General features: G+C 72.5%; 18 protein-coding genes and 1 pseudogene. 13 read left to right on the top strand and 6 right to left on the bottom strand.

What is annotated here, in order from left to right:
- Positions 1–33: 33 nt before the first annotated feature.
- The 3 genes from ACFV6X_RS09550 to kynU all read left to right on the top strand — a co-directional run bounded on the left by ACFV6X_RS09550 (position 34) and on the right by kynU (position 2,611).
- Positions 34–447 carry a DUF3151 domain-containing protein gene (locus ACFV6X_RS09550; RefSeq protein WP_385380051.1) on the top strand — a complete coding sequence of 138 codons (414 nt, stop codon included), beginning with the start codon at positions 34–36 and terminating at the stop codon, positions 445–447.
- Between the two features lie 144 nt (positions 448–591).
- Entirely contained in the window at positions 592–1,431 is an 840-nt protein-coding gene (locus ACFV6X_RS09545) for a tryptophan 2,3-dioxygenase family protein (protein WP_385380048.1), read from the top strand.
- Positions 1,424–2,611, top strand: a complete 1,188-nt coding sequence (gene kynU / locus ACFV6X_RS09540; protein ID WP_385380045.1) for a kynureninase — start codon at positions 1,424–1,426, stop codon at positions 2,609–2,611. The genes ACFV6X_RS09545 and kynU overlap by 8 nt, the downstream gene beginning before the upstream one ends.
- Before the next feature lie 102 nt (positions 2,612–2,713).
- On the opposite strand, the gene ACFV6X_RS09535 is transcribed toward kynU, so the two are convergent.
- On the bottom strand, positions 2,714–3,319 hold the full coding sequence (locus ACFV6X_RS09535; protein ID WP_385380042.1) for a TetR/AcrR family transcriptional regulator: 606 nt from the start codon (positions 3,317–3,319) through the stop codon (positions 2,714–2,716).
- 202 nt (positions 3,320–3,521) lie between these two features.
- Here ACFV6X_RS09535 and ACFV6X_RS09530 point away from each other — a divergent pair, with 202 nt between their 5' ends.
- From ACFV6X_RS09530 to ACFV6X_RS09500, 7 genes and pseudogenes are all read left to right on the top strand, one after another.
- Entirely contained in the window at positions 3,522–4,460 is a 939-nt protein-coding gene (locus ACFV6X_RS09530) for an alpha/beta hydrolase family protein (RefSeq protein ID WP_385380039.1), read from the top strand.
- 251 nt (positions 4,461–4,711) lie between these two features.
- Entirely contained in the window at positions 4,712–5,740 is a 1,029-nt protein-coding gene (locus tag ACFV6X_RS09525; protein ID WP_385380036.1) for an alpha/beta hydrolase, read from the top strand.
- The gene (locus tag ACFV6X_RS09520; protein ID WP_385380033.1) at positions 5,733–7,016 is read left to right on the top strand and encodes an acyltransferase; all 1,284 of its coding nucleotides are present in this window, start codon (positions 5,733–5,735) and stop codon (positions 7,014–7,016) included. The genes ACFV6X_RS09525 and ACFV6X_RS09520 overlap by 8 nt, the downstream gene beginning before the upstream one ends.
- A gap of 109 nt (positions 7,017–7,125) precedes the next feature.
- A pseudogene (locus ACFV6X_RS09515) lies at positions 7,126–7,233 on the top strand (DNA-binding response regulator); the annotation flags it as partial.
- Between the two features lie 126 nt (positions 7,234–7,359).
- Positions 7,360–8,706 (top strand): sensor histidine kinase, encoded by a 1,347-nt coding sequence (locus ACFV6X_RS09510; protein ID WP_385380030.1) that lies wholly within the window; start codon positions 7,360–7,362, stop codon positions 8,704–8,706.
- On the top strand, positions 8,703–9,368 hold the full coding sequence (locus tag ACFV6X_RS09505) for a response regulator (protein WP_385380027.1): 666 nt from the start codon (positions 8,703–8,705) through the stop codon (positions 9,366–9,368). Before ACFV6X_RS09510 ends, ACFV6X_RS09505 begins: the two co-directional genes overlap by 4 nt.
- A gap of 112 nt (positions 9,369–9,480) precedes the next feature.
- Positions 9,481–10,701 carry a cytochrome P450 gene (locus ACFV6X_RS09500; protein WP_385380024.1) on the top strand — a complete coding sequence of 407 codons (1,221 nt, stop codon included), beginning with the start codon at positions 9,481–9,483 and terminating at the stop codon, positions 10,699–10,701.
- Between the two features lie 99 nt (positions 10,702–10,800).
- Here the strand turns inward: ACFV6X_RS09500 and ACFV6X_RS09495 are convergent, their stop codons facing one another.
- The gene (locus ACFV6X_RS09495) at positions 10,801–12,408 is read right to left on the bottom strand and encodes an ABC transporter permease (RefSeq protein WP_385380021.1); all 1,608 of its coding nucleotides are present in this window, start codon (positions 12,406–12,408) and stop codon (positions 10,801–10,803) included.
- Entirely contained in the window at positions 12,405–13,328 is a 924-nt protein-coding gene (locus ACFV6X_RS09490) for an ATP-binding cassette domain-containing protein (protein WP_385380018.1), read from the bottom strand. Before ACFV6X_RS09490 ends, ACFV6X_RS09495 begins: the two co-directional genes overlap by 4 nt.
- A gap of 103 nt (positions 13,329–13,431) precedes the next feature.
- Between ACFV6X_RS09490 and ACFV6X_RS09485 the strand changes: the two genes are divergently transcribed.
- Positions 13,432–13,980: a GbsR/MarR family transcriptional regulator gene (locus ACFV6X_RS09485; protein ID WP_385380016.1), complete on the top strand. Its 549-nt coding sequence runs from the start codon at positions 13,432–13,434 to the stop codon at positions 13,978–13,980.
- 118 nt (positions 13,981–14,098) lie between these two features.
- On the opposite strand, the gene ACFV6X_RS09480 is transcribed toward ACFV6X_RS09485, so the two are convergent.
- Positions 14,099–14,947 carry a diacylglycerol kinase gene (locus ACFV6X_RS09480; RefSeq protein ID WP_385380014.1) on the bottom strand — a complete coding sequence of 283 codons (849 nt, stop codon included), beginning with the start codon at positions 14,945–14,947 and terminating at the stop codon, positions 14,099–14,101.
- Between the two features lie 186 nt (positions 14,948–15,133).
- Between ACFV6X_RS09480 and ACFV6X_RS09475 the strand changes: the two genes are divergently transcribed.
- Both ACFV6X_RS09475 and ACFV6X_RS09470 read left to right on the top strand, forming a co-directional pair.
- Positions 15,134–16,417 carry an adenylosuccinate synthase gene (locus ACFV6X_RS09475; protein WP_385380012.1) on the top strand — a complete coding sequence of 428 codons (1,284 nt, stop codon included), beginning with the start codon at positions 15,134–15,136 and terminating at the stop codon, positions 16,415–16,417.
- 101 nt (positions 16,418–16,518) lie between these two features.
- Positions 16,519–16,731 carry a hypothetical protein gene (locus tag ACFV6X_RS09470; RefSeq protein WP_385380009.1) on the top strand — a complete coding sequence of 71 codons (213 nt, stop codon included), beginning with the start codon at positions 16,519–16,521 and terminating at the stop codon, positions 16,729–16,731.
- Between the two features lie 24 nt (positions 16,732–16,755).
- On the opposite strand, the gene ACFV6X_RS09465 is transcribed toward ACFV6X_RS09470, so the two are convergent.
- Both ACFV6X_RS09465 and ACFV6X_RS09460 read right to left on the bottom strand, forming a co-directional pair.
- Entirely contained in the window at positions 16,756–17,406 is a 651-nt protein-coding gene (locus ACFV6X_RS09465; RefSeq protein ID WP_385380007.1) for a hypothetical protein, read from the bottom strand.
- A 122-nt stretch (positions 17,407–17,528) separates the two neighbouring features.
- A complete protein-coding gene (locus ACFV6X_RS09460) occupies positions 17,529–18,230 on the bottom strand; it encodes a GntR family transcriptional regulator (RefSeq protein ID WP_385380004.1) in 702 nt (233 codons plus the stop codon).
- Positions 18,231–18,240: the final 10 nt, after the last annotated feature.

Genomic DNA, 18,240 nt, shown 5'->3' with positions numbered 1-18,240 from the left:
TCCCGTTCCGCGGGGATGTACCAGACTGGTCCTATGACGATTCACGAGAACCTCCTCGGGGGACCGCCCCCGACCCACCTCCCCGACGACCCGGAGCCGCGTGAGCTGCTCGCGGGCGGGGCCGCGCCCTCCGAGGTCGCGGCACAGTACCCGACGTCCTCGCTGGCCTGGGCGCAGCTGGCCGACGACGCGTTCGAGCGGGGCAGCGTCGTGGAGTCGTACGCCTACGCCCGTACGGGCTACCACCGCGGCCTGGACGCCCTGCGCCGCAGCGGCTGGAAGGGCCACGGACCCGTGCCCTGGGAGCACGAGCCGAACCGCGGCTTCCTGCGCGCCCTGCACGCCCTGGCCCGCGCGGCGGGTTCGATCGGTGAGCAGGAGGAGTACGAGCGCTGCACCCAGTTCCTGAAGGACTCCTCGCCGGCGGCGGCGCAGACGCTGGGCTAGGCACACTTTCGCGGGGCCCGTCTGTGATCCAGACGGGCCTTGCGATGTTCCGGGGCATCCCTGAGGATGCCGGTGGGGACCGGGGCCCCCGTGTCGGTAACGGCAGGGGCGGACCGCTACCCGGAGTAACAACAGGAGACAGCGATGTCCCAAGAGGCTCACGAAACGCAGGAGCCCGAGACCCCGCATCTCGATTTCGCAGGCACGACGCCTTACGAGGACTACGTCAACGCGGACGTGCTGACGCATCTCCAGCACACCCTCTCCGACGACCCCGGAGAGATGGTCTTCCTGGTCACCACCCAGGTGATGGAGCTGTGGTTCACCGTCGTCGTCCACGAGTGGGAGACCGCCGCGAAGGCGCTCCGCGAGGACGACATCCCGGTGGCGGTGGCGGCGCTGAAGCGCTCCGTCCGCGAGCTGGAGGCGCTGAACGCCTCCTGGACGCCGCTCGGGCAGCTGACGCCGGCCCAGTTCAACTCGTACCGCTCGGCCCTCGGCGAGGGCTCCGGCTTCCAGTCGGCGATGTACCGGCGGATGGAGTTCCTGCTCGGCGAGAAGTCCGCGTCCATGCTGGTCCCGCACCGGGGCGCCCCCCGCGTCCACGCGGAGCTGGAGAAGGCGCTGCACGAGCCGAGCCTCTACGACGAGGTGCTGCGGCTGCTGGCCCGGCGCGGCCACGCCGTGCCCGAGTCCGTGCTGCGGCGTGACGTGTCGCGGCGCTACGAGCCGTCGGACGAGGTCGAGGCGGTGTGGACCGCCCTCTACGCCGGCGACCAGAACGCCGAACTCGTGCGCCTCGGGGAGGCGCTGACCGATGTGGCCGAACTGGTGTGGCGCTGGCGCAACGACCACCTGGTCGCCACCCGCCGCGCCATGGGCGCCAAGGCCGGCACGGGCGGCTCGGCCGGCGTGGCCTGGCTGGAGAAGCGCGCCCGCAAGAACGTGTTCCCCGAGCTGTGGACGGCGCGGTCGTATGTCTGAACTCGCCCTGCGGGCACAGAAGCTGGACGGGGCGGACGGACTCGCCCCGCTGCGCACCCGATTCGTCCTCGACGACGTGGTCTACCTGGACGGGAACTCCCTCGGCGCCCTGCCCGCGCACGTCCCGGACCGCCTGGCGGACGTCGTCCGCAGGCAGTGGGGCGAACTGCGCATCCGCTCCTGGGAGGAGAGCGGCTGGTGGACGGCGCCGGAGCGGATCGGCGACCGCATCGCCCCGCTGGTCGGCGCGGCCCCCGGCCAGATCGTCGTGGGCGACTCGACCAGCGTCAACGTCTTCAAGGCGCTGGTGGCGGCGGTCCGGATCGCCGGTGCGGGGCGGGACGAGATCCTCGTGGACGCCACCACCTTCCCCACGGACGGCTACATCGCCGAGTCGGCGGCCCGCATGACGGGATGCTCGCTGCGCGCGGTGGTGCCGGGCGAGGTGGACGACGCCCTGTCGGGGCGTACGGCCGCGGTCCTGCTGAACCACGTCGACTACCGCACGGGCCGGCTGCACGACCTGCCGGCGCTGACGGCGGCGGTGCGCGAGGCGGGCGCGGTGGCCGTCTGGGACCTGTGCCACAGCGCGGGCGCGCTGCCGGTCGGGCTCGACGAGCACGGCGTCGACCTGGCGGTCGGCTGCACGTACAAGTACCTCAACGGCGGCCCCGGTTCGCCCGCGTACCTGTACGTGCGCCGGGACCTCCAGGACCGCTTCGACTCACCGCTGCCGGGGTGGAACTCGCACGTGGAGCCCTTCGGCATGCGCGGCGCGTACGAACCGGCGCCGGGTGCGGTCCGCGGGCGCGTCGGCACGCCGGACATCCTCTCGATGCTGGCCCTGGAGGCCGCGCTGGAGGTGTGGGACGGCGTCCCGATCGAGGCCGTACGCGAGAAGTCGCTCGCCCTGACGGACTTCTTCCTGGAGTGCGTGGGGGAGTACGTGCCGAGCGGGCGGGTGGAGCCGGTGACTCCGCTCGCCCACGCGGAGCGCGGCAGCCAGGTGGCGCTGCGGTGCGCGGACGCCGGGGACGTGATGCAGCGGCTGATAGAGCGAGGCGTGGTCGGCGACTACCGCCCCCCGGACATCCTGCGCTTCGGCTTCACACCGCTGTATGTGGGGTTCGCGGACGTGGAGCGGGCGGGGCGGGTGCTGGGGGAGGTGCTGGGGGCCTAGCCGCGGGTGCTGGGGGCCTGGCTGCGGGCGCCGGGGCTTGGGTGCGGGTGCTGGGCGAGGGGCTTGGGTGCGAGTGCTGGGCCTGGGTGCGGGTGCGCGTGCTCACTTTTTGACATACACCCCCGCCACGGCAGCCGCATGCGCGGCCCGCGCGGCGCGCTCCGCGGCGGGGGCGTCCGGGGCCACCCCGGTCGTCAGCAGCTCGTAGTAGAGGGGTGCCGAAACCGCCCGTACCACCGCCCCCGCATCCGTCCCCTCCGGCAACTCGCCACGGGTCACGCCCCGTTCCACGCAGGGTGCCCACTCGGCGACCCGGACCTCGTAGAACCGGCGCAACGCGGCGGCCGTCCGCTCGTCGCACACGGCCGCCGCGATCACCGCCCGGAACAGCGCACCCTGCCGGGGATCCGCCAGCGTCCGCCGCACCAGGCGGGCGTTCGCCCGCAGATCCCCCAGTACGGACCCGGTCTCCTCGCGCGGCAGCGACTGCTCGGCCATGTCCGCGAGCAGATCGGCCACCAGCCCGGTCACGGACCCCCACCGCCGATACACGGTCGTCTTGCCCACCTCGGCCCGCCGTGCGACATCCGCGAGGTCGAGATGCGCGAACCCCTGCTCGGCCAGGACGTCCCCGGCCGCCCGCAGAACGGCCGCACGCACGCGTGCGGTACGGCCGCCGGGGCGTACGGTGCCTGGTTCGGCGGTCATGGGCGGTCTCCTCGATGCGGCGCGTACGGCGGGACATCACCGTGACTCACCAGCGTAAACGAAACGACGGAACCGTTTACCTGCCCCTCACCGAGCGTGACATCCGCGTGCAGCCCCACGTCACCGGCCTGATACCGTCCCGGCCAACGGCCGATTTCCCCTCTGGTCCGCCAAACCCGTTACGTCGTTGAGAGGTTGGAGCATGCCGGACGACGCCGCAGCAGCCCGGGCCGCCGCCGAGGAGGAGTCCGCCTTCTCGCATCCGGCCGTCGACCCCGACGCCACGGCCGCGTACGGCGACCACCCCGACCAGCTGATCGACTTCTACGCCCCGCGCGGCACGGAAGCCGCCGGGCCCGCGGAAGTCGCCCCCCTCGTCGTGGTGCTGCACGGGGGTGCCTGGCGGGCGCCGTACGACCGCCGGCACATCAGCCCGTTCGCGGGCTTCCTGGCCCACCGGGGGTTCGCCGTGGCGAGCGTCGAGTACCGGAGAGGTGCCGACTCGGGTGCGGGTGCGGGTGCGGGCGAGAGCGCCGGTGGTGGTGCGGGTGCCGGTGCCGGTGCCGCTGTCGGGCCGGTCGCCGGTCGCTGGCCGGAGACCTTCGACGACGTCGCCGCCGCGCTGGACGCGCTGCCCGCCCTCGTACGGGAGGCCTTGCCGCAGGCCGACTTCCGCCGTACCGTGATCACCGGACATTCGGCGGGCGGGCAGCTGGCGTTGTGGGCGGCCGCCCGGCACGTGCTTCCGGCGGACGCACCCTGGCGCACGGACCGGCCCGCGCCGCTGCGGGGCGTGGTGGCCCTGGCCCCGATCGCCGACTTCGCGGTGGCCGAGAAGCTGGACGTGTGCCGCGGTGCGGCGGGCCAACTCCTCGGCGGTACGGAGCACTTCGCGGGGCGGCAGCCGTACGCCGACCCGGCGCTCCTGCTGCCGACCGGCATCGCGACGACGCTCGTCCAGGGGCGCGCGGACGAGGTCGTCCCCCAGGCCGTCGCCGAGTCGTACGCGGATGCGGCGGCGAAGGCGGGGGAGGTGGTGGGGCTGACCCTGCTGGAGGATGTCGGGCACTTTCCGCTGATCGATCCGGTGGCGGACGCGTGTGCGGTGGTGGCGGAGGAGATCGCGCAGTTGGCTTGGTGACGCGGTCGGCCGGCTTGTGAAGGTGCGGCCGGTGCATGCTGGGTGTGCGCTGTGTGCGCTGTGTGCGCTGTGTGCGCTCCGTGCTCTGTGTGCTCTGTGTGCTCTGTGTGCTCTGTGTCTTCCTCATACCCGTAATACCTGAGAGCTACCTGCCGGAAGAGCTCCCTGGCGTGACGCGGACGACGTGTCCTGATCCGTAACTTCCCTGCCAGAAGCGCCCGATGGACGGGCGGACGGGGAGGAAGACGGCCATGGGGCTGGGGTTCGAGGTCGTCGCCAGGGTGGCCGGACGGGCGAGGGGGGCGAGGGCTACTCTCCTCACCGCCCGCCGTCTACGTCGTTCTCTCCTCGCCCTCCTCATCACCGCCGCCGTCGTGATCCCCCTCTCCGCGGCGGCCCGGCCCCGCATCCCGGCTCCCGCCCCGGCCGTGCTCAGGCCGCTCACCGCATCCACCCTGGACGAGGCCTACGCCGCCAACCGCGCGAACGCCGCGGCGGCGTCCCGGACGGCCGCGGCACACGGCGACCACGCCCGCGCCGCCGCCGACCGCGCCCTGGCCGAGCCGTCCCGCACCCTCCTCGCCTTCGACGGCCGTGGTTCCGGCCTGGCGACCGAGGTGTTCGGCGACCTGGCCCACGCCGACCGCATAGCCGTCCTGGTCCCGGGTTCCGACACCTCCCTCGACACCTACCCCCGCTTCCGTGCGACGGCCACGGCCCTGTACGGCCAACTGACCCGGCACGCCCCGAAGGGCTCGCGCCCGACGGTGATCGCCTGGCTCGGCTACGAGACCCCACGCACGATCAGCACCACGGCCCTCACCACCGCCCGTGCCGACCAAGCCGGGCCGCGGCTCGGTGAGTTGATACGGCGGCTGCACGTGATCGCCGGCCCCGAGGCCCGCGTCTCGCTGCTCTGCCACTCCTACGGCTCGGTCGTCTGCGCCCGCGCCGCCTCCACCGGACCCGGCGTCGGCGACATCGCGTTCGTCGGCAGCCCCGGCACGGGCGTGGACTCGGCGGCGGCGCTGCGTACGTCCGCCCGCGTCTGGGCGGCCCGCGGCGCCGACGACTGGATCGCCGAGGTCCCGTACGTCAGGACCGAACTGTTCGGCACCACCCTCGGCTTCGGCACCGACCCGGTGTCACCGGCCTACGGCGCCCGCGTCTTCGCGGCCGGCGACGGCGGCCACAGCGACTACTACACCCCGGGCTCGGTCTCCCTGGCCAACCTCGCCCGGATCGTTCTCGGCGACACCTCGGAGGTGACCCGTGCGTGACATCCCCGACCGGACCGTCCGGTACGTCCGGAAGTCCGCCGCCCGTATCGACGCGGCCACACCCCCGGACCGGGACCGCGCGGTCGACGCCCTGCGGGCCCTCGCGATCCTCGGGGTCGTGCTCGGCCACTGGCTGGTGACCGCCCTGGTGGCGGACGGCGGCACCCTGCGCGCGTCCAGTCCGCTCCAGCACATGCCCTGGCTGTCCCCGATCTCCTGGGGCTTCCAGACGCTGGCCGTGTTCTTCCTGGTGGGCGGCCATGTGGCGACCCGAAGTCACACCTCGGCGCGAGCGCGCGGCGTGCCGTACCGGAACTGGCTTGTCGCCCGCCTGGCCAGACTCTTCGCGCCGGTGACCGACGTGCCGGCGCTGTGGACGGTGGCGGCGGTCGCGCTGCTGCTGACGGGCGCGGAGTTCACGACGGTCCGCACGCTGGTGAAGCTCGCCATGTCACCCCTGTGGTTCCTGCTGGTCTTCGCCGCCCTGACGGCGGCGACCCCCTTGCTGACACGGGTCAACCCGCTGTGGCCGCTGGCGGTCGTTCTCCATGTGGACCTCGTGCGCTTCGGTCTCGGCGGCCCGTCCTGGCTCGGCTGGGTGAACGTGGCCGCGGGCTGGCTGGTGCCGTTCACCCTGGGCGCCGCCTGGTCCCGGGGTGAGCTGGAGCGCCGCCGCGCCGGGTGGGTCCTGCTCGTCGGCGGGGCGGCGGTGACGGCGGCTCTGGTGGCCTGGGCCGGGTATCCGGCGTCGATGGTCGGCGTGCCCGGCGCCGAGGTCTCCAACCTCAACCCGCCGACGCTGGCCGCCGTCAGCTTCGGGCTGGCCCTGTGCGGGCTCGCCCTGCTGCTGCGCGGTCCGCTGCGCCGGGGGATGCGCCGGCCGTCGTGCTGGGCCGCGGTCGCCCTGCTCAACCTCTCCGCGATGACGCTCTTCCTGTGGCACCAGACGGCGCTGATGGCCACCACGGCCACGGGCCTGCTCGTCGGCCACCTCCCGGGCCTGCACACCCGCCCCGACGCCCCCGTCTGGATCGCGGCCCGCCTCGGCTGGCTCCCGGTGTTCGCCCTGTCCCTGGCGGTCTGCTGGGCGGCGTTCCGCGCCTACGAGCTGCGCTCCGACGGACAGGGCCCGCACCGAGGCCGACGCACGCGCTCCCCCCGCTCGCACGTGGTCCGCGTCCACCGCGGCCGTCGTACCGCCGAGGAGGCCCCGGATGCCCCGACGGCGCCACCACCCGCCCAGCGGGAAGCCCACCCCACCGCACGGTCTGTCTAGGGTGAGCGGCATGACGGGCAGGGGGGCTCCCGAAGAGCGGGGCGAACAGCGGGACACGCACGGGGAGAAGCCGCCGGCCGAGGGGGGCGTGGGCATGGAGGTGCCGCAGGTCGAGACCCATGTGGGGCGCATCCTGGTCAAACTGGGCCTTCGTGATCGCACCCAGGCAGCGGTGTTCGCGTACGAGTCGGGCCTGGTCAGGCCCTCCGGTTACTGACGGAAGCCACCTGCCGGGCGAGCAGGCCGACGTGCGGCGGCGGACCCGTAGTACCTGAGAGGGATACCGAATGACCCCTCTCACTGGTGACGACCGCGACCCCCACCGCGCCGTACGGTTTTGAACGTGACCGAGACGACCCAGACGCACAGGCCCCCGACACCGCCGAGCGGTGCCGCGGCGCGCAGCCCCGAGTACCGGCTGGCCCTGGATGCCCTGCGGGGGCTGCGCCAGGATCTGTTCCACGACGCCTTCGCCTACCGCCCGCTGCCCCGCATGAGCGTCGACGGGCCGATAACGCGCCGGCTGAAGGGCCGGCTGCGCCACTACGCGGCGTGGACACCGCACGCGGTGGTGACGTGGGCGGCCCTGCTGGCGATGCTCGTCGGGTACGAGTCGAGTCGTGGCGAGACCCTCAGCGCGCTCGTCGGTCTCCTCGCGCTGGCCCCGGTCCTGCTGATCCTCGTCCGTCCCGTCGGCGCCTTCTGGGCCTCCATGGCCGCGGCTCCGGTCTCGGGCATGTTCTACGGCGGCTGGTACGAGTGGCCCTGGCCCCCCGGCGCCTTCCTCGCTCATCTGACCGTGCTGACGATCGTCGCCATGCGCACCCGGCCCCGTACGGCCGCGTGGATGTGGGTGCTGACCGCGCTCTACGGCTTCTTCGCGGACTCCATCCTCAGCTCGGGCTACTACGACTCCAACACCGGCCCGATGCTCGTCCTGTCGGCGCTCATCCTGCTGTTCGTCGCCGTGCTGCACATCCGCCGTCAGGCCAAGCAGGAGGTGACCGCGCAGCAGACGGTCACCGAGCACGAGCGCTCCCGCCGCACGCTCCTGGAGGAGCGCACCACGATCGCCCGCGAGCTGCACGACGTCGTCGCCCACCACATGTCGGTCGTCGCCATCCAGGCGGAGGCCGCGCCCTACCGGGTGGAGAACCCGCCGCCGGAGCTGGAGCACGCCTTCGTCACGATCCGGGAGAACGCGGTCGCGGCGCTGACCGAGCTCCGCCGCGTCCTGGGGGTCGTGCGCGCCGAGGACTACGAGGCGCCCGAGGCCCCGCAGCCCACCCTCGCCGACCTGGACGCGCTCCTAGCCAACGTGCGGGACGCGGGTCTGACCGTCGACAAGACGGTGACCGGGGCGGTGCGCGAGCTTCCACAGGGTGTGGAACTCTCGGCCTACCGCATAGTCCAGGAGGCGCTGAGCAACACCCTGCGGCATGCACCCGGGGCGAGCGCCCAGGTGGAGATCGGCTATGTCCTCGGCGGACTGGGCCTGCGGATAGTCAACGGCCCGCCACCGGCGCCGGCCCTGGTCAAGCCCTCACCCGGCGCGGGACACGGCATCACGGGGATGCGCGAGCGCGTCACCATGCTGAACGGCGAGATGACGGCGGGCCGCACGGACGAGGAGGGCTACGAGGTGACGGTGTTCCTGCCGGTGGCCACGGTGAGCGAAGGTGAGGCATGACCATCCGCGTGCTGGTCGCGGACGACCAGATGATGGTGCGCGAGGGCTTCTCGGTCCTGCTGAACGCGATGCCGGACATCGAGGTCGTCGGTGAGGCGGTCAACGGCCGGGAGGCGGTCGAGAAGGTCCGCGAGCTCTCGCCGGACGTCGTGCTGATGGACATCCGGATGCCCGAGCTGAACGGCATCGAGGCGACGCGGGAGATCATCGCGGCGGACGGCACGGCGAAGGTGTTGGTGCTGACGACGTTCGATCTCGACGAGTACGTGTACCAGGCGCTGCGGGCCGGAGCCTCCGGCTTCCTGCTCAAGGACGCCTCGGCACGGCAGCTCGCCGACGGGGTGCGGGTGGTGGCCTCCGGCGAGGCCCTGCTGGCCCCGTCGGTCACCAGGCGGCTGATCAAGGAGTTCTCGAAGCTGTCCGACGCCCCGGGCATCCCGGCCACCGCGCAGGCGGCGTACGGGGATCTGACCGAGCGGGAGACGGAGGTGCTGGTGCTGATCGCCCAGGGCCTGTCGAACTCGGAGATAGCCGGGCGGCTGGTCGTGGCCGAGTCGACGATCAAGACCCACGTCAGCCGTGTCCTGGTGAAGCTGGGCCTGCGGGACCGTACGCAGGCGGCGGTGTTCGCCTACGAGGCACGGCTGGTGACGCCGGGCTGAGAGGCGGCGGGACGGCGGCACGCGGATGCCGGTCGGCGACCGGTGGCATGCCGTGCGTCACGTCGTCGGACCACCCTGGTCAGTGAGTATGCTTCCGGGCTAGCGTCCGTTCATGGCAGCTGCTTCCGATCTCGCCTTCGATCCATGGGACCCGGCGTTCCTGGCCGACCCGTACCCCGCCTACGCGGAGCTGCGGGCTCGTGGCCGGGTGCTGTACTTCGAGCGCACGGACCAGTGGCTGGTCCCGCACCACGCGGACGTCTCGGCGCTGCTGCGCGACCGGCGCCTCGGCCGGAGCTACCGGCACCGGTTCACGCACGAGGACTTCGGGCGCACCGCGCCCGCGCCGGAGCACGAGCCGTTCCACACGCTGAACGACCACGGGATGCTGGACCTGGAGCCGCCGGACCACACGCGGATCCGGCGCCTGGTGTCGAAGGCGTTCACCCCGCGCACGGTGGAGCGGCTGAAGCCGTACGTGGACAAGCTGGCCGGTGACCTCGTCGCGGCTCTGGCCGAGGCGGGCGGCGGTGACCTGCTGACGGACGTGGCGGAGCCGCTGCCGGTCGCGGTGATCGCCGAGATGCTCGGCATCCCCGAGGCGGACCGGGCCCCGCTGCGGCCCTGGTCGGCGGACATCTGCGGGATGTACGAGCTGAGCCCGTCGCAGGAGACGGCGGCGCGGGCGGTGCGGGCGTCGGTCGAATTCTCGGAGTACCTGAGGGAGTTGATCGCCCGGCGTCGCGAGGAGCCCGGCGAGGACCTGATCTCCGGCCTGATCGCGGCGCACGACGAGGGTGACCGGCTGACCGAGCAGGAGATGATCTCGACGGCGGTGCTGCTGCTGAACGCCGGCCACGAGGCGACGGTGAACGCCACGGTCAACGGCTGGTGGGCGCTGTTCCGCAACCCGGACCAGCTGGCGGCCCTGCGCGCCGACCACTCCCTCGTCCCCTCCGCCGTCGAGGAGCTGATGCGCTACGACACCCCGCTCCAGCTCTTCGAACGCTGGGTCCTGGACGACCTCGAGATCGACGGCACCACGATCCCGCGGGGCGCGGAGATGGCGATGCTCTTCGGCTCCGCGAACCACGACGGCCAGGTCTTCACCGCGCCGGAACGCCTGGACCTCACCCGCCGGGAGAACCCCCACATCTCCTTCAGCGCCGGCATCCACTACTGCATAGGCGCCCCCCTGGCCCGCGTCGAACTGGCGGCGTCGATGCGGGCGTTGCTGGAACTGGCCCCGAACCTGAGCCTCGCGACGGAGCCCGAGCGCAAGCCGAACTTCGTGATCCGGGGCCTGCAAGGCTTGAGCGTGGAGCTGAACTGATCACCGTTCGGCTGAGCGGGCGTCGGATACCGGGACAGCCGCACGGTGCCCTTCGACGCAGTGCTTCGGCTCAAGCAACCCGTCGACTGACGCACCCCGTCAACTGCTGAGCACGTCCCGCCGCCGCAACCCCGCCAGTCCCGCCGCCACCAGCGCCACCGCGAGGCCGGTGAGGAGCAGGACCGGCGTCCACTGCATCTCCCCGCCCGGCAGCTTCGGCAGGTGCCCGAACGGCGACACGTCCAGGACCGCCTGCGGAACGTCCAGCGCGGGCCCGATCCAGCCGATCAGCAGGACCGCCCCGGCAACCCCCCACGCCGCCGTCGCCAGCCGCGGCGACGCCCCGTGCAGGAGCACCGCCACGCCGCCGATCACCCAGATCGCCGGGAGCTGCACCAGGCAGGCGGCCAGGACGGGGCCGAAGTCCCTGCCGTAGCCGGCCGCGAGGCCCAGGCCGGCCAGGAGCATGAGCAGGACCGAGCCGCCGAACGCGATCGCCAGATGGCCCGCCGCCCAGCGCAGGCGCCCCACCGCGTTCGCCAGCACCGGTTCCGCCCGGCCCGATGTCTCCTCACCGTGCAGCCGTAGTACCGACGCCACGATGTGGAGCGCGGCGACCAGGCCGAGCATCCCCACCATCGCCGCGAGGAACGCGTCCGTCAGGCCGGACTGGCCGCCCATCCGCTGGAAGATCTCGCGGGCGTTGTCGTTGTCGCCGACCAGGTCGGCCGCGCCCTCGGTCATCCCGCCGTACACCACCCCGGCGAGGAGGAAGCCGATGCTCCAGCCGAGCACGCTGCCCCGCTGCAACCGCCAGGCCAGCGCCCCGGCCGTGCCCAGCCGCCCCTGCGCGGGCCCCGGTCGGCTGGGCAGGAAGCTCATGCCGACGTCCCGCCGCCCGGCGAGCCCGTAGGCCACCGTGCCCTGCGCGACCACCGCCCCGGCGAACAACAGCAGCACCCACCACCGTTCGGCAGCGAACGGCCGCAGGTTCTCCAGCCAGCCGATCGGCGACACCCAGGTCAGCACCGAGGACCCGTCGTCCGTCGCCGAGTCGCCCGCCGCGCGCAGCACGAAGGCCGCGCCGAGCAGGCCTGCCGTCAGCCCGCGGGCCAGCCGGGCGCTCTCCGTGAACTGGGCGACGATCGCCGCCATCGTCGCGAAGACCATGCCGACGCCCGCGATCGCGAGGCCGAGGGCCAGCGCCCCGCCGGCGCCCTGACCGGCCAGGCCGCCGGCGATCACCAGCGCCAGCACGGCGTCGGCCACCGCCGCCGTCAGGAGCGCGGCCGTCAGCGGGGCCCGGCGGCCGACCATCCCGGCCGAGATCATCTCCTGCCGGCCGCTCTCCTCCTCGTCCCGCGTGTGCCGTACGACGATCAGCAGGCTCATCACCGCCGCGAGCGCACCCGCGTACACGCCGACGCGCCACGCGGTCAGTGCGCCGAGGGAGTCGCCGAAGACCGGGCCGGTCATGGCACGCAGCGAGGCGTTGGTCGCCATCTGGCCGACCAGGTCGGCGCGTTCGGCGGCGGTGCCGTACAAGCCCTTGAGGGTGTTCGGCATGGACAGCACCATCAGGGCGTTCACGCCGACCCAGATCGGGACCATGGCCCGGTCACGGCGCAGCGCGAAGCGCAGCAGGGTGCCGGTGCCCGCGAGTTGACGGGATCCGGTGCCCCGTACCGCGAACGTCGTGGCGGTCATCGCGCGGCCACCTCGCCGAGCTCGCCCGTCCGGCCGGTCTCTTCCTGGTAGTGCCGCAGGAACAGCTCCTCGAGGGTGGGCGGCGTCGAGGTCAGGGACCGCACGCCGGAGCCGCTGAGGGACCGGAGGACGTCGTTCAGGTTGTCGGTGTCGACCTGGAGGCGGACGCGGTGGCCCTGGACGTCGAGGCCGTGCACGCCGGGCAGGTGCGACAACCCGTCCGGGGGCCCGGTCAGGTCGGCGGTCACGCTGGTGCGGGTCAGATGGCGCAGGTCGGCGAGGGAACCCGTCTCCACCGTGCGGCCCTTGCGGATGATGCTGACCCGGTCGCACAGCTCCTCGACCTCGCTGAGGATGTGGGAGGACAGCAGGATGGTCCGGCCGCGCTCCCGCTCCTCGGCGACGCACCGCTGGAAGACCTCCTCCATCAGCGGGTCCAGGCCTGAGGTCGGTTCGTCCAGGATCAGCAGGTCGACGTCCGAGGCGAAGGCGGCGACGAGGGCGACCTTCTGCCGGTTGCCCTTGGAGTACGTGCGGCCCTTCTTGGTCGGGTCGAGTTCGAACCGCTCGACCAGTTCCGCGCGGCGCCGCTTGTCGAGGCCCCCGCGCAGGCGGCCGTACAGGTCGATGACCTCGCCGCCGGAGAGGTTGCGCCACAGGGTCACGTCGCCGGGGACGTACGCGATGCGGCGGTGCAGTTCGACGGCGTCCGCCCACGGGTCACGGCCGAGCAGCTGGGCGGCGCCGGAGTCGGCGCGCAGCAGGCCGAGCAGGACGCGGATGGTGGTGGACTTGCCGGCGCCGTTCGGGCCGAGGAAGCCGTGTACCTCACCGGACTCGACGTCCAGGTCGAGGCCGTCGAGCGCATGGGTCCGGCCGAACGACTTGTGCAGGCCGGAGACGGTGATTGCCTTGGTCATGATTCAGAACGTACGCTTACTTCAGAAATTTGTGAAGTTAAGGAAGCGTGTAAATCGTCGGTACACTCGAGGGTGGGCGCTGAGCAGGGGAGATGATGAAGCGATGACGGAACGGAGCGAGGGCGCGCACGTGCGGGCGGGCGCGAACGGACCGGGTGCCGCCGACGGCGCGAGCGCGCGGGACCGCGAGACCGTCTCCCGTTTCGTCGAGCACTTCGCGGCCCAGCTCGTGGAGGCCGGCATGCCGAGGATGCCCGCCCGCGTCTTCGCCGCCCTGCTCGCCGCCGACGCCGGGGCCCTGACCTCCGCCGAACTCGGCGAACAGCTGCAGATCTCACCCGCCGCGGTCTCCGGCGCGGTGCGTTATCTGGCCCAGGTCCACATGGTCTCGCGGGAGCGCGAGCCCGGTTCGCGCCGGGAGCGGTACCGGGTGCACGGCGACCAGTGGTACGAGGCCCTCACCAACCGCGAGGCCGTGCTCAAACGCTGGGAGGACGCCCTGCGCGACGGCGTCGACACCCTCGGCCCCGACACCCCGGCGGGCCGCCGGCTCGCGGAGACCCTCGCCTTCTTCGAATACCTCGCCGGGGAGCTGGACGCGCTGATGGAACGCTGGCGCGCGCACCGCGAGCAGCTCTTCGGCCGCGGCTGACCCCACGACGCCGACTCCCGTCCACACCCCTCGCGCCGACGGCATGTCCGGGGCAACCTTTCGCGACAACGGCACGTCCGGGGCACCCCGCGCGACGGCGGCACGTCCACGGCACCCCTCACCGCCCAGGCAACGTCAACCCCCAGGCCCCCTCCCGCACCCGCCACGTCCGGGTCCGTACCGGGCCGCTCACGCCCGCGTCCGAGCGGTAGCGGAAGTCCGCCCCCGAGACGGTCACCGTCCTTCCCTCCGCCCGCAGGGGCGTGGCCTCCGCGCCCAGTGACAGCGGGCGTACCTCGATCTCCGCGGCGCCGGAGCCGTCCGGGGCCACGGAGACGGCCTCGACCGGCTGGTCCAGATCGATCAGCGTCACCCCGTCGACCTCGATCCGCAGCCGCGCCGGCCCGGGCGCGGGCGCCGACGGCGGCCGCACCGGACGGGCCGCCACCAGGGTGCGTACCAGGGACTGACAGGTCCGCAGCCAGGGCGCCCGCGCAGAGACCGCGCCGCCCTCGCTCAGCGGCACCGGCGGGATCCGCAGCGCCCCCAGCACCACCCCGTCGCTGTCGTCGACGAGCAGGTCCAGGCGCCGTTCGGCCCCCTCCAGCACGGCCCGCGCCGCCGACACCGTGCTCACCGGCACCCCCAGTGCCGTGGCGAGACCCAGAGCGGGGCCCACGGGGACGAGCGACAGCACACTTCCGGCCAGCTCCCGCTGCCGGTGCAACAGGGCCACCGTGCGCACCAGGGCGCGGTCGTCGCCGATCACCACCGGCCGCCGTGACCCCCTGCGGGCCAGGATCCGGGCGAACTCCTCCGGTCCGTCCGGCAGGCACACCTTGGTGGACGCACCCGCGCTGAGCACGTCTTTCGCGATGCGGACGGACTCCCCGTCCGTCCTCCGAGCGACCGGATCGATGATCACCAGCAGCTGATCGGACGTCGGAGAAGTCGCCACCTCGGTCATGCCTCGCTTCCTCGGGTAGCATCTTTGTGCAAGAGCCCCTTGCGCTATTGCGCCAGGGGCTTCGTCTATTCCGGGGCATCCGGTCCGACGGTCGCGGCCAACGACGGCCGCGGGGCACGCGGCGGCACGACCCACCGCGTTCGCCCCTGACGTTGGACATGCCCCGCCCGGAAGGGGTGTACGCGCGTGCCCGCACTTGTGCTGCTCGGTGCTCAGTGGGGTGACGAAGGCAAGGGAAAGGCGACGGACCTGCTAGGCGGTTCGGTCGACTACGTAGTGCGTTACCAGGGCGGCAACAACGCCGGCCACACGGTCGTCGTCGGCGACCAGAAGTACGCACTGCACCTCCTCCCTTCCGGAATCCTGTCCCCCGGCTGCACGCCGGTCATCGGCAACGGCGTCGTCGTCGACCCGTCTGTCCTGCTCTCCGAGCTGAGCGGACTGAACGAGCGTGGCGTCGACACGTCCAAGCTCCTGATCAGCGGTAACGCGCACGTCATCACGCCGTACAACGTGACGGTCGACAAGGTGACGGAACGCTTCCTCGGAAAGCGCAAGATCGGTACGACCGGCCGTGGCATCGGCCCGACGTACGCCGACAAGATCAACCGCGTCGGTATCCGGGTCCAGGACCTGTACGACGAGTCGATCCTCACCCAGAAGGTGGAGGCGGCGCTCGACGTCAAGAACCAGATCCTCACCAAGCTCTACAACCGCCGCGCGATCGCCGTCGGCCAGGTCGTCGAGGAACTGCTCGGTTACGCGGACAAGCTCGCGCCGTACGTCGCCGACACCGTCCTGGTCCTGAACCAGGCCCTGGAGGAGGACAAGGTCGTCCTGTTCGAGGGCGGCCAGGGCACCCTCCTGGACATCGACCACGGCACGTATCCGTTCGTGACGTCGTCGAACCCGACGGCGGGCGGTGCCTGCACGGGTGCCGGCGTCGGCCCCACGAAGATCAGCCGGGTCATCGGCATCCTCAAGGCCTACACGACCCGTGTCGGCGCGGGTCCGTTCCCGACGGAGCTCTTCGACGAGGACGGCGAGGCGCTGCGCCGCATCGGCGGCGAGCGCGGCGTGACCACGGGCCGGGACCGCCGCTGCGGCTGGTTCGACGCGGTGATCGCCCGCTACGCGACCCGCGTGAACGGCCTGACGGACTTCTTCCTCACCAAGCTCGACGTCCTCACCGGCTGGGAGCAGATCCCGGTCTGCGTGGCGTACGAGATCGACGGCAGGCGCGTCGAGGAACTGCCGTACTCGCAGACCGACTTCCACCACGCGAAGCCGGTCTACGAGATGCTGCCGGGCTGGTCGGAGGACATCAGCAAGGCCAAGTCCTTCACCGACCTGCCGACGAACGCGCAGGCCTACGTCAAGGCGCTGGAGGAGATGTCCGGCGCCCCGATCTCCGCGATCGGCGTGGGTCCGGGCCGGGACGAGACGATCGAGATCAACTCGTTCCTCTGACCCGCCCTCCGGTGCGGTCCGCCGCTCCGTCCGTGCCCGCCGTTACGCCCTCCGGGTGCGTTCGGCGGGCACGCGGCCGTCAGGGGCGGTGCAATCGGCGTATGAGCAACCACGGGATGGTGCCGTGCCGTGGCCCGTACGGCGGAGGGGGCGCCGACGCGGCGGGGTCGGAGTGCTCCGACCCCGCTGTCTTCGAGGTCTCCCGCCACCACCGGGCGCCCCTGCGGGTGTGCCCTGTCCATCTCGGGCCGTCCCTGCTGATGGCGGCCGGAGTGCTGTGGCCGCCCGCGATCAACGTCATCGGGCGGACGTGAACCGGGGCCGCGGGGCCGGGGCGCTCAGCTGAAGACGATCATCGACCCCTGCGCCAGGCTCCGCGTCGCCGCCGCGTGCAGGCCGAGCCAGACGTGGCGCTCGCGGGCGAACGGGCTCGGATCGTACGGGGCGGGCACGGCCGGCTCCTCCAACTCCGTGGGAGCTGAGGGGGGTTGGGGCGCCGTCGGCGGATTGGCCGGGTCGATGCCGATCGACGGTGCCACGAACTCCAGCTCGCGCAGCAGCGCCTGCGAGGAGCCCAGCGGGCCGCCGCCCGCGAGGAGTTCGTCGTCCGACAGCGGATGCGGGAAGTCGACGGGGACGTACGCACCCGCGTGGTCGTAGTGCCAGACCAGATGGGACTGCTGGGCCGTGGCCTCGAACATCTCCAGGAGCTGCTCGTAGTCGCCGCCCAGGTCGTCGACCGGCGCCACCGCCAGGCCACACACCTGGAGCAGATACGCGCGGCGCAGGAAGTGCAGCGCGTCGTAGTCGAAGCCGGCCACCGGGGCGACCTCGCCCGACAGGCCCGGCATGTACTGGTACACCGGCACCGGCGGCAGCCCGGCCTCGGCGAGCACCTTGTTGTATTGCGCGAGTTCCTCGGCGAACGGGTTGTCGGGCGTGTGGCACAACACGTCGACTAGCGGTACCAGCCACAGGTCACAGGCCAAAAGAGGGCTCCTCATCACGCAGGCGGCGCGGGGTTCGTCACAGGCAGCGCATGGCACGTTGGTCGAAGAAGAGTAATCCGTGTGCTGCGGGGCGGGCCCCGTGTGCAGGTCCCATACCCACGTCAGCCGTTGACCAGCCGCTCGACGAGAGCCAGCGCGTGCGCGTTGTGCGCGGCGACGATGGAGCGCGCGGCGTCGACGTCGCGCCGGGACAGCGCGTCGATCAGTTCGGTGTGGCCGGCCCACAGATGACCGCGCAGATCGGGGAGCCGGCGCAGCTGCTGCACCGCGCACACCCAGGACTGCACGCGCAGCCGGTGCAGGAAGTCCACCAGGTAGGGGTTGCCGAACAGGCTGCCCAACTCGCGCCAGAAACGCAGGTCGTAGCCGATCAGCACGGTGAGGTCCCCGGCGCCCGCGGCGCGCTGCGCCTCCTCACCGCGCCGCCGCACGCCCGCGAGCGCGGCCGCCGTGTACGGGTCGCCGGGATCCTGGAACCGTGGCGGACCGCCGAGGCCCTGCTCCAGGGCGTGGAACATGCCGTCTATGACCAGACTCCGCGCCTCGACCAGCCCGCGGAAGTCGGCGAAGGAGTACTCACGCACCCGGAAACCGCGGTGCTGGAGCGCGTCGAGCAGGCCTTGCGCGGACAGGTCGACCAGCGCCTCGCGGACCGGCGTCGCGGAGACCCCGTACTGGTCGGCGATCTCCTTGACCGTGAACTCCTGCCCCGGCTGCAGCCGCCCGGCCAGCACCTCGTCGCGTAGCGCGTCCGCGATCTGCTGCCGCAGGGTGCTGCGGGTCACGGCGCCGTTGCCGGGCATGGTCGGGCGG

This window comes from Streptomyces sp. NPDC059861 (assembly GCF_042731435.1).
In the GTDB taxonomy this organism is placed as follows: domain Bacteria; phylum Actinomycetota; class Actinomycetes; order Streptomycetales; family Streptomycetaceae; genus Streptomyces.
This window is presented reverse-complemented; position numbering and strand designations above follow the sequence as displayed.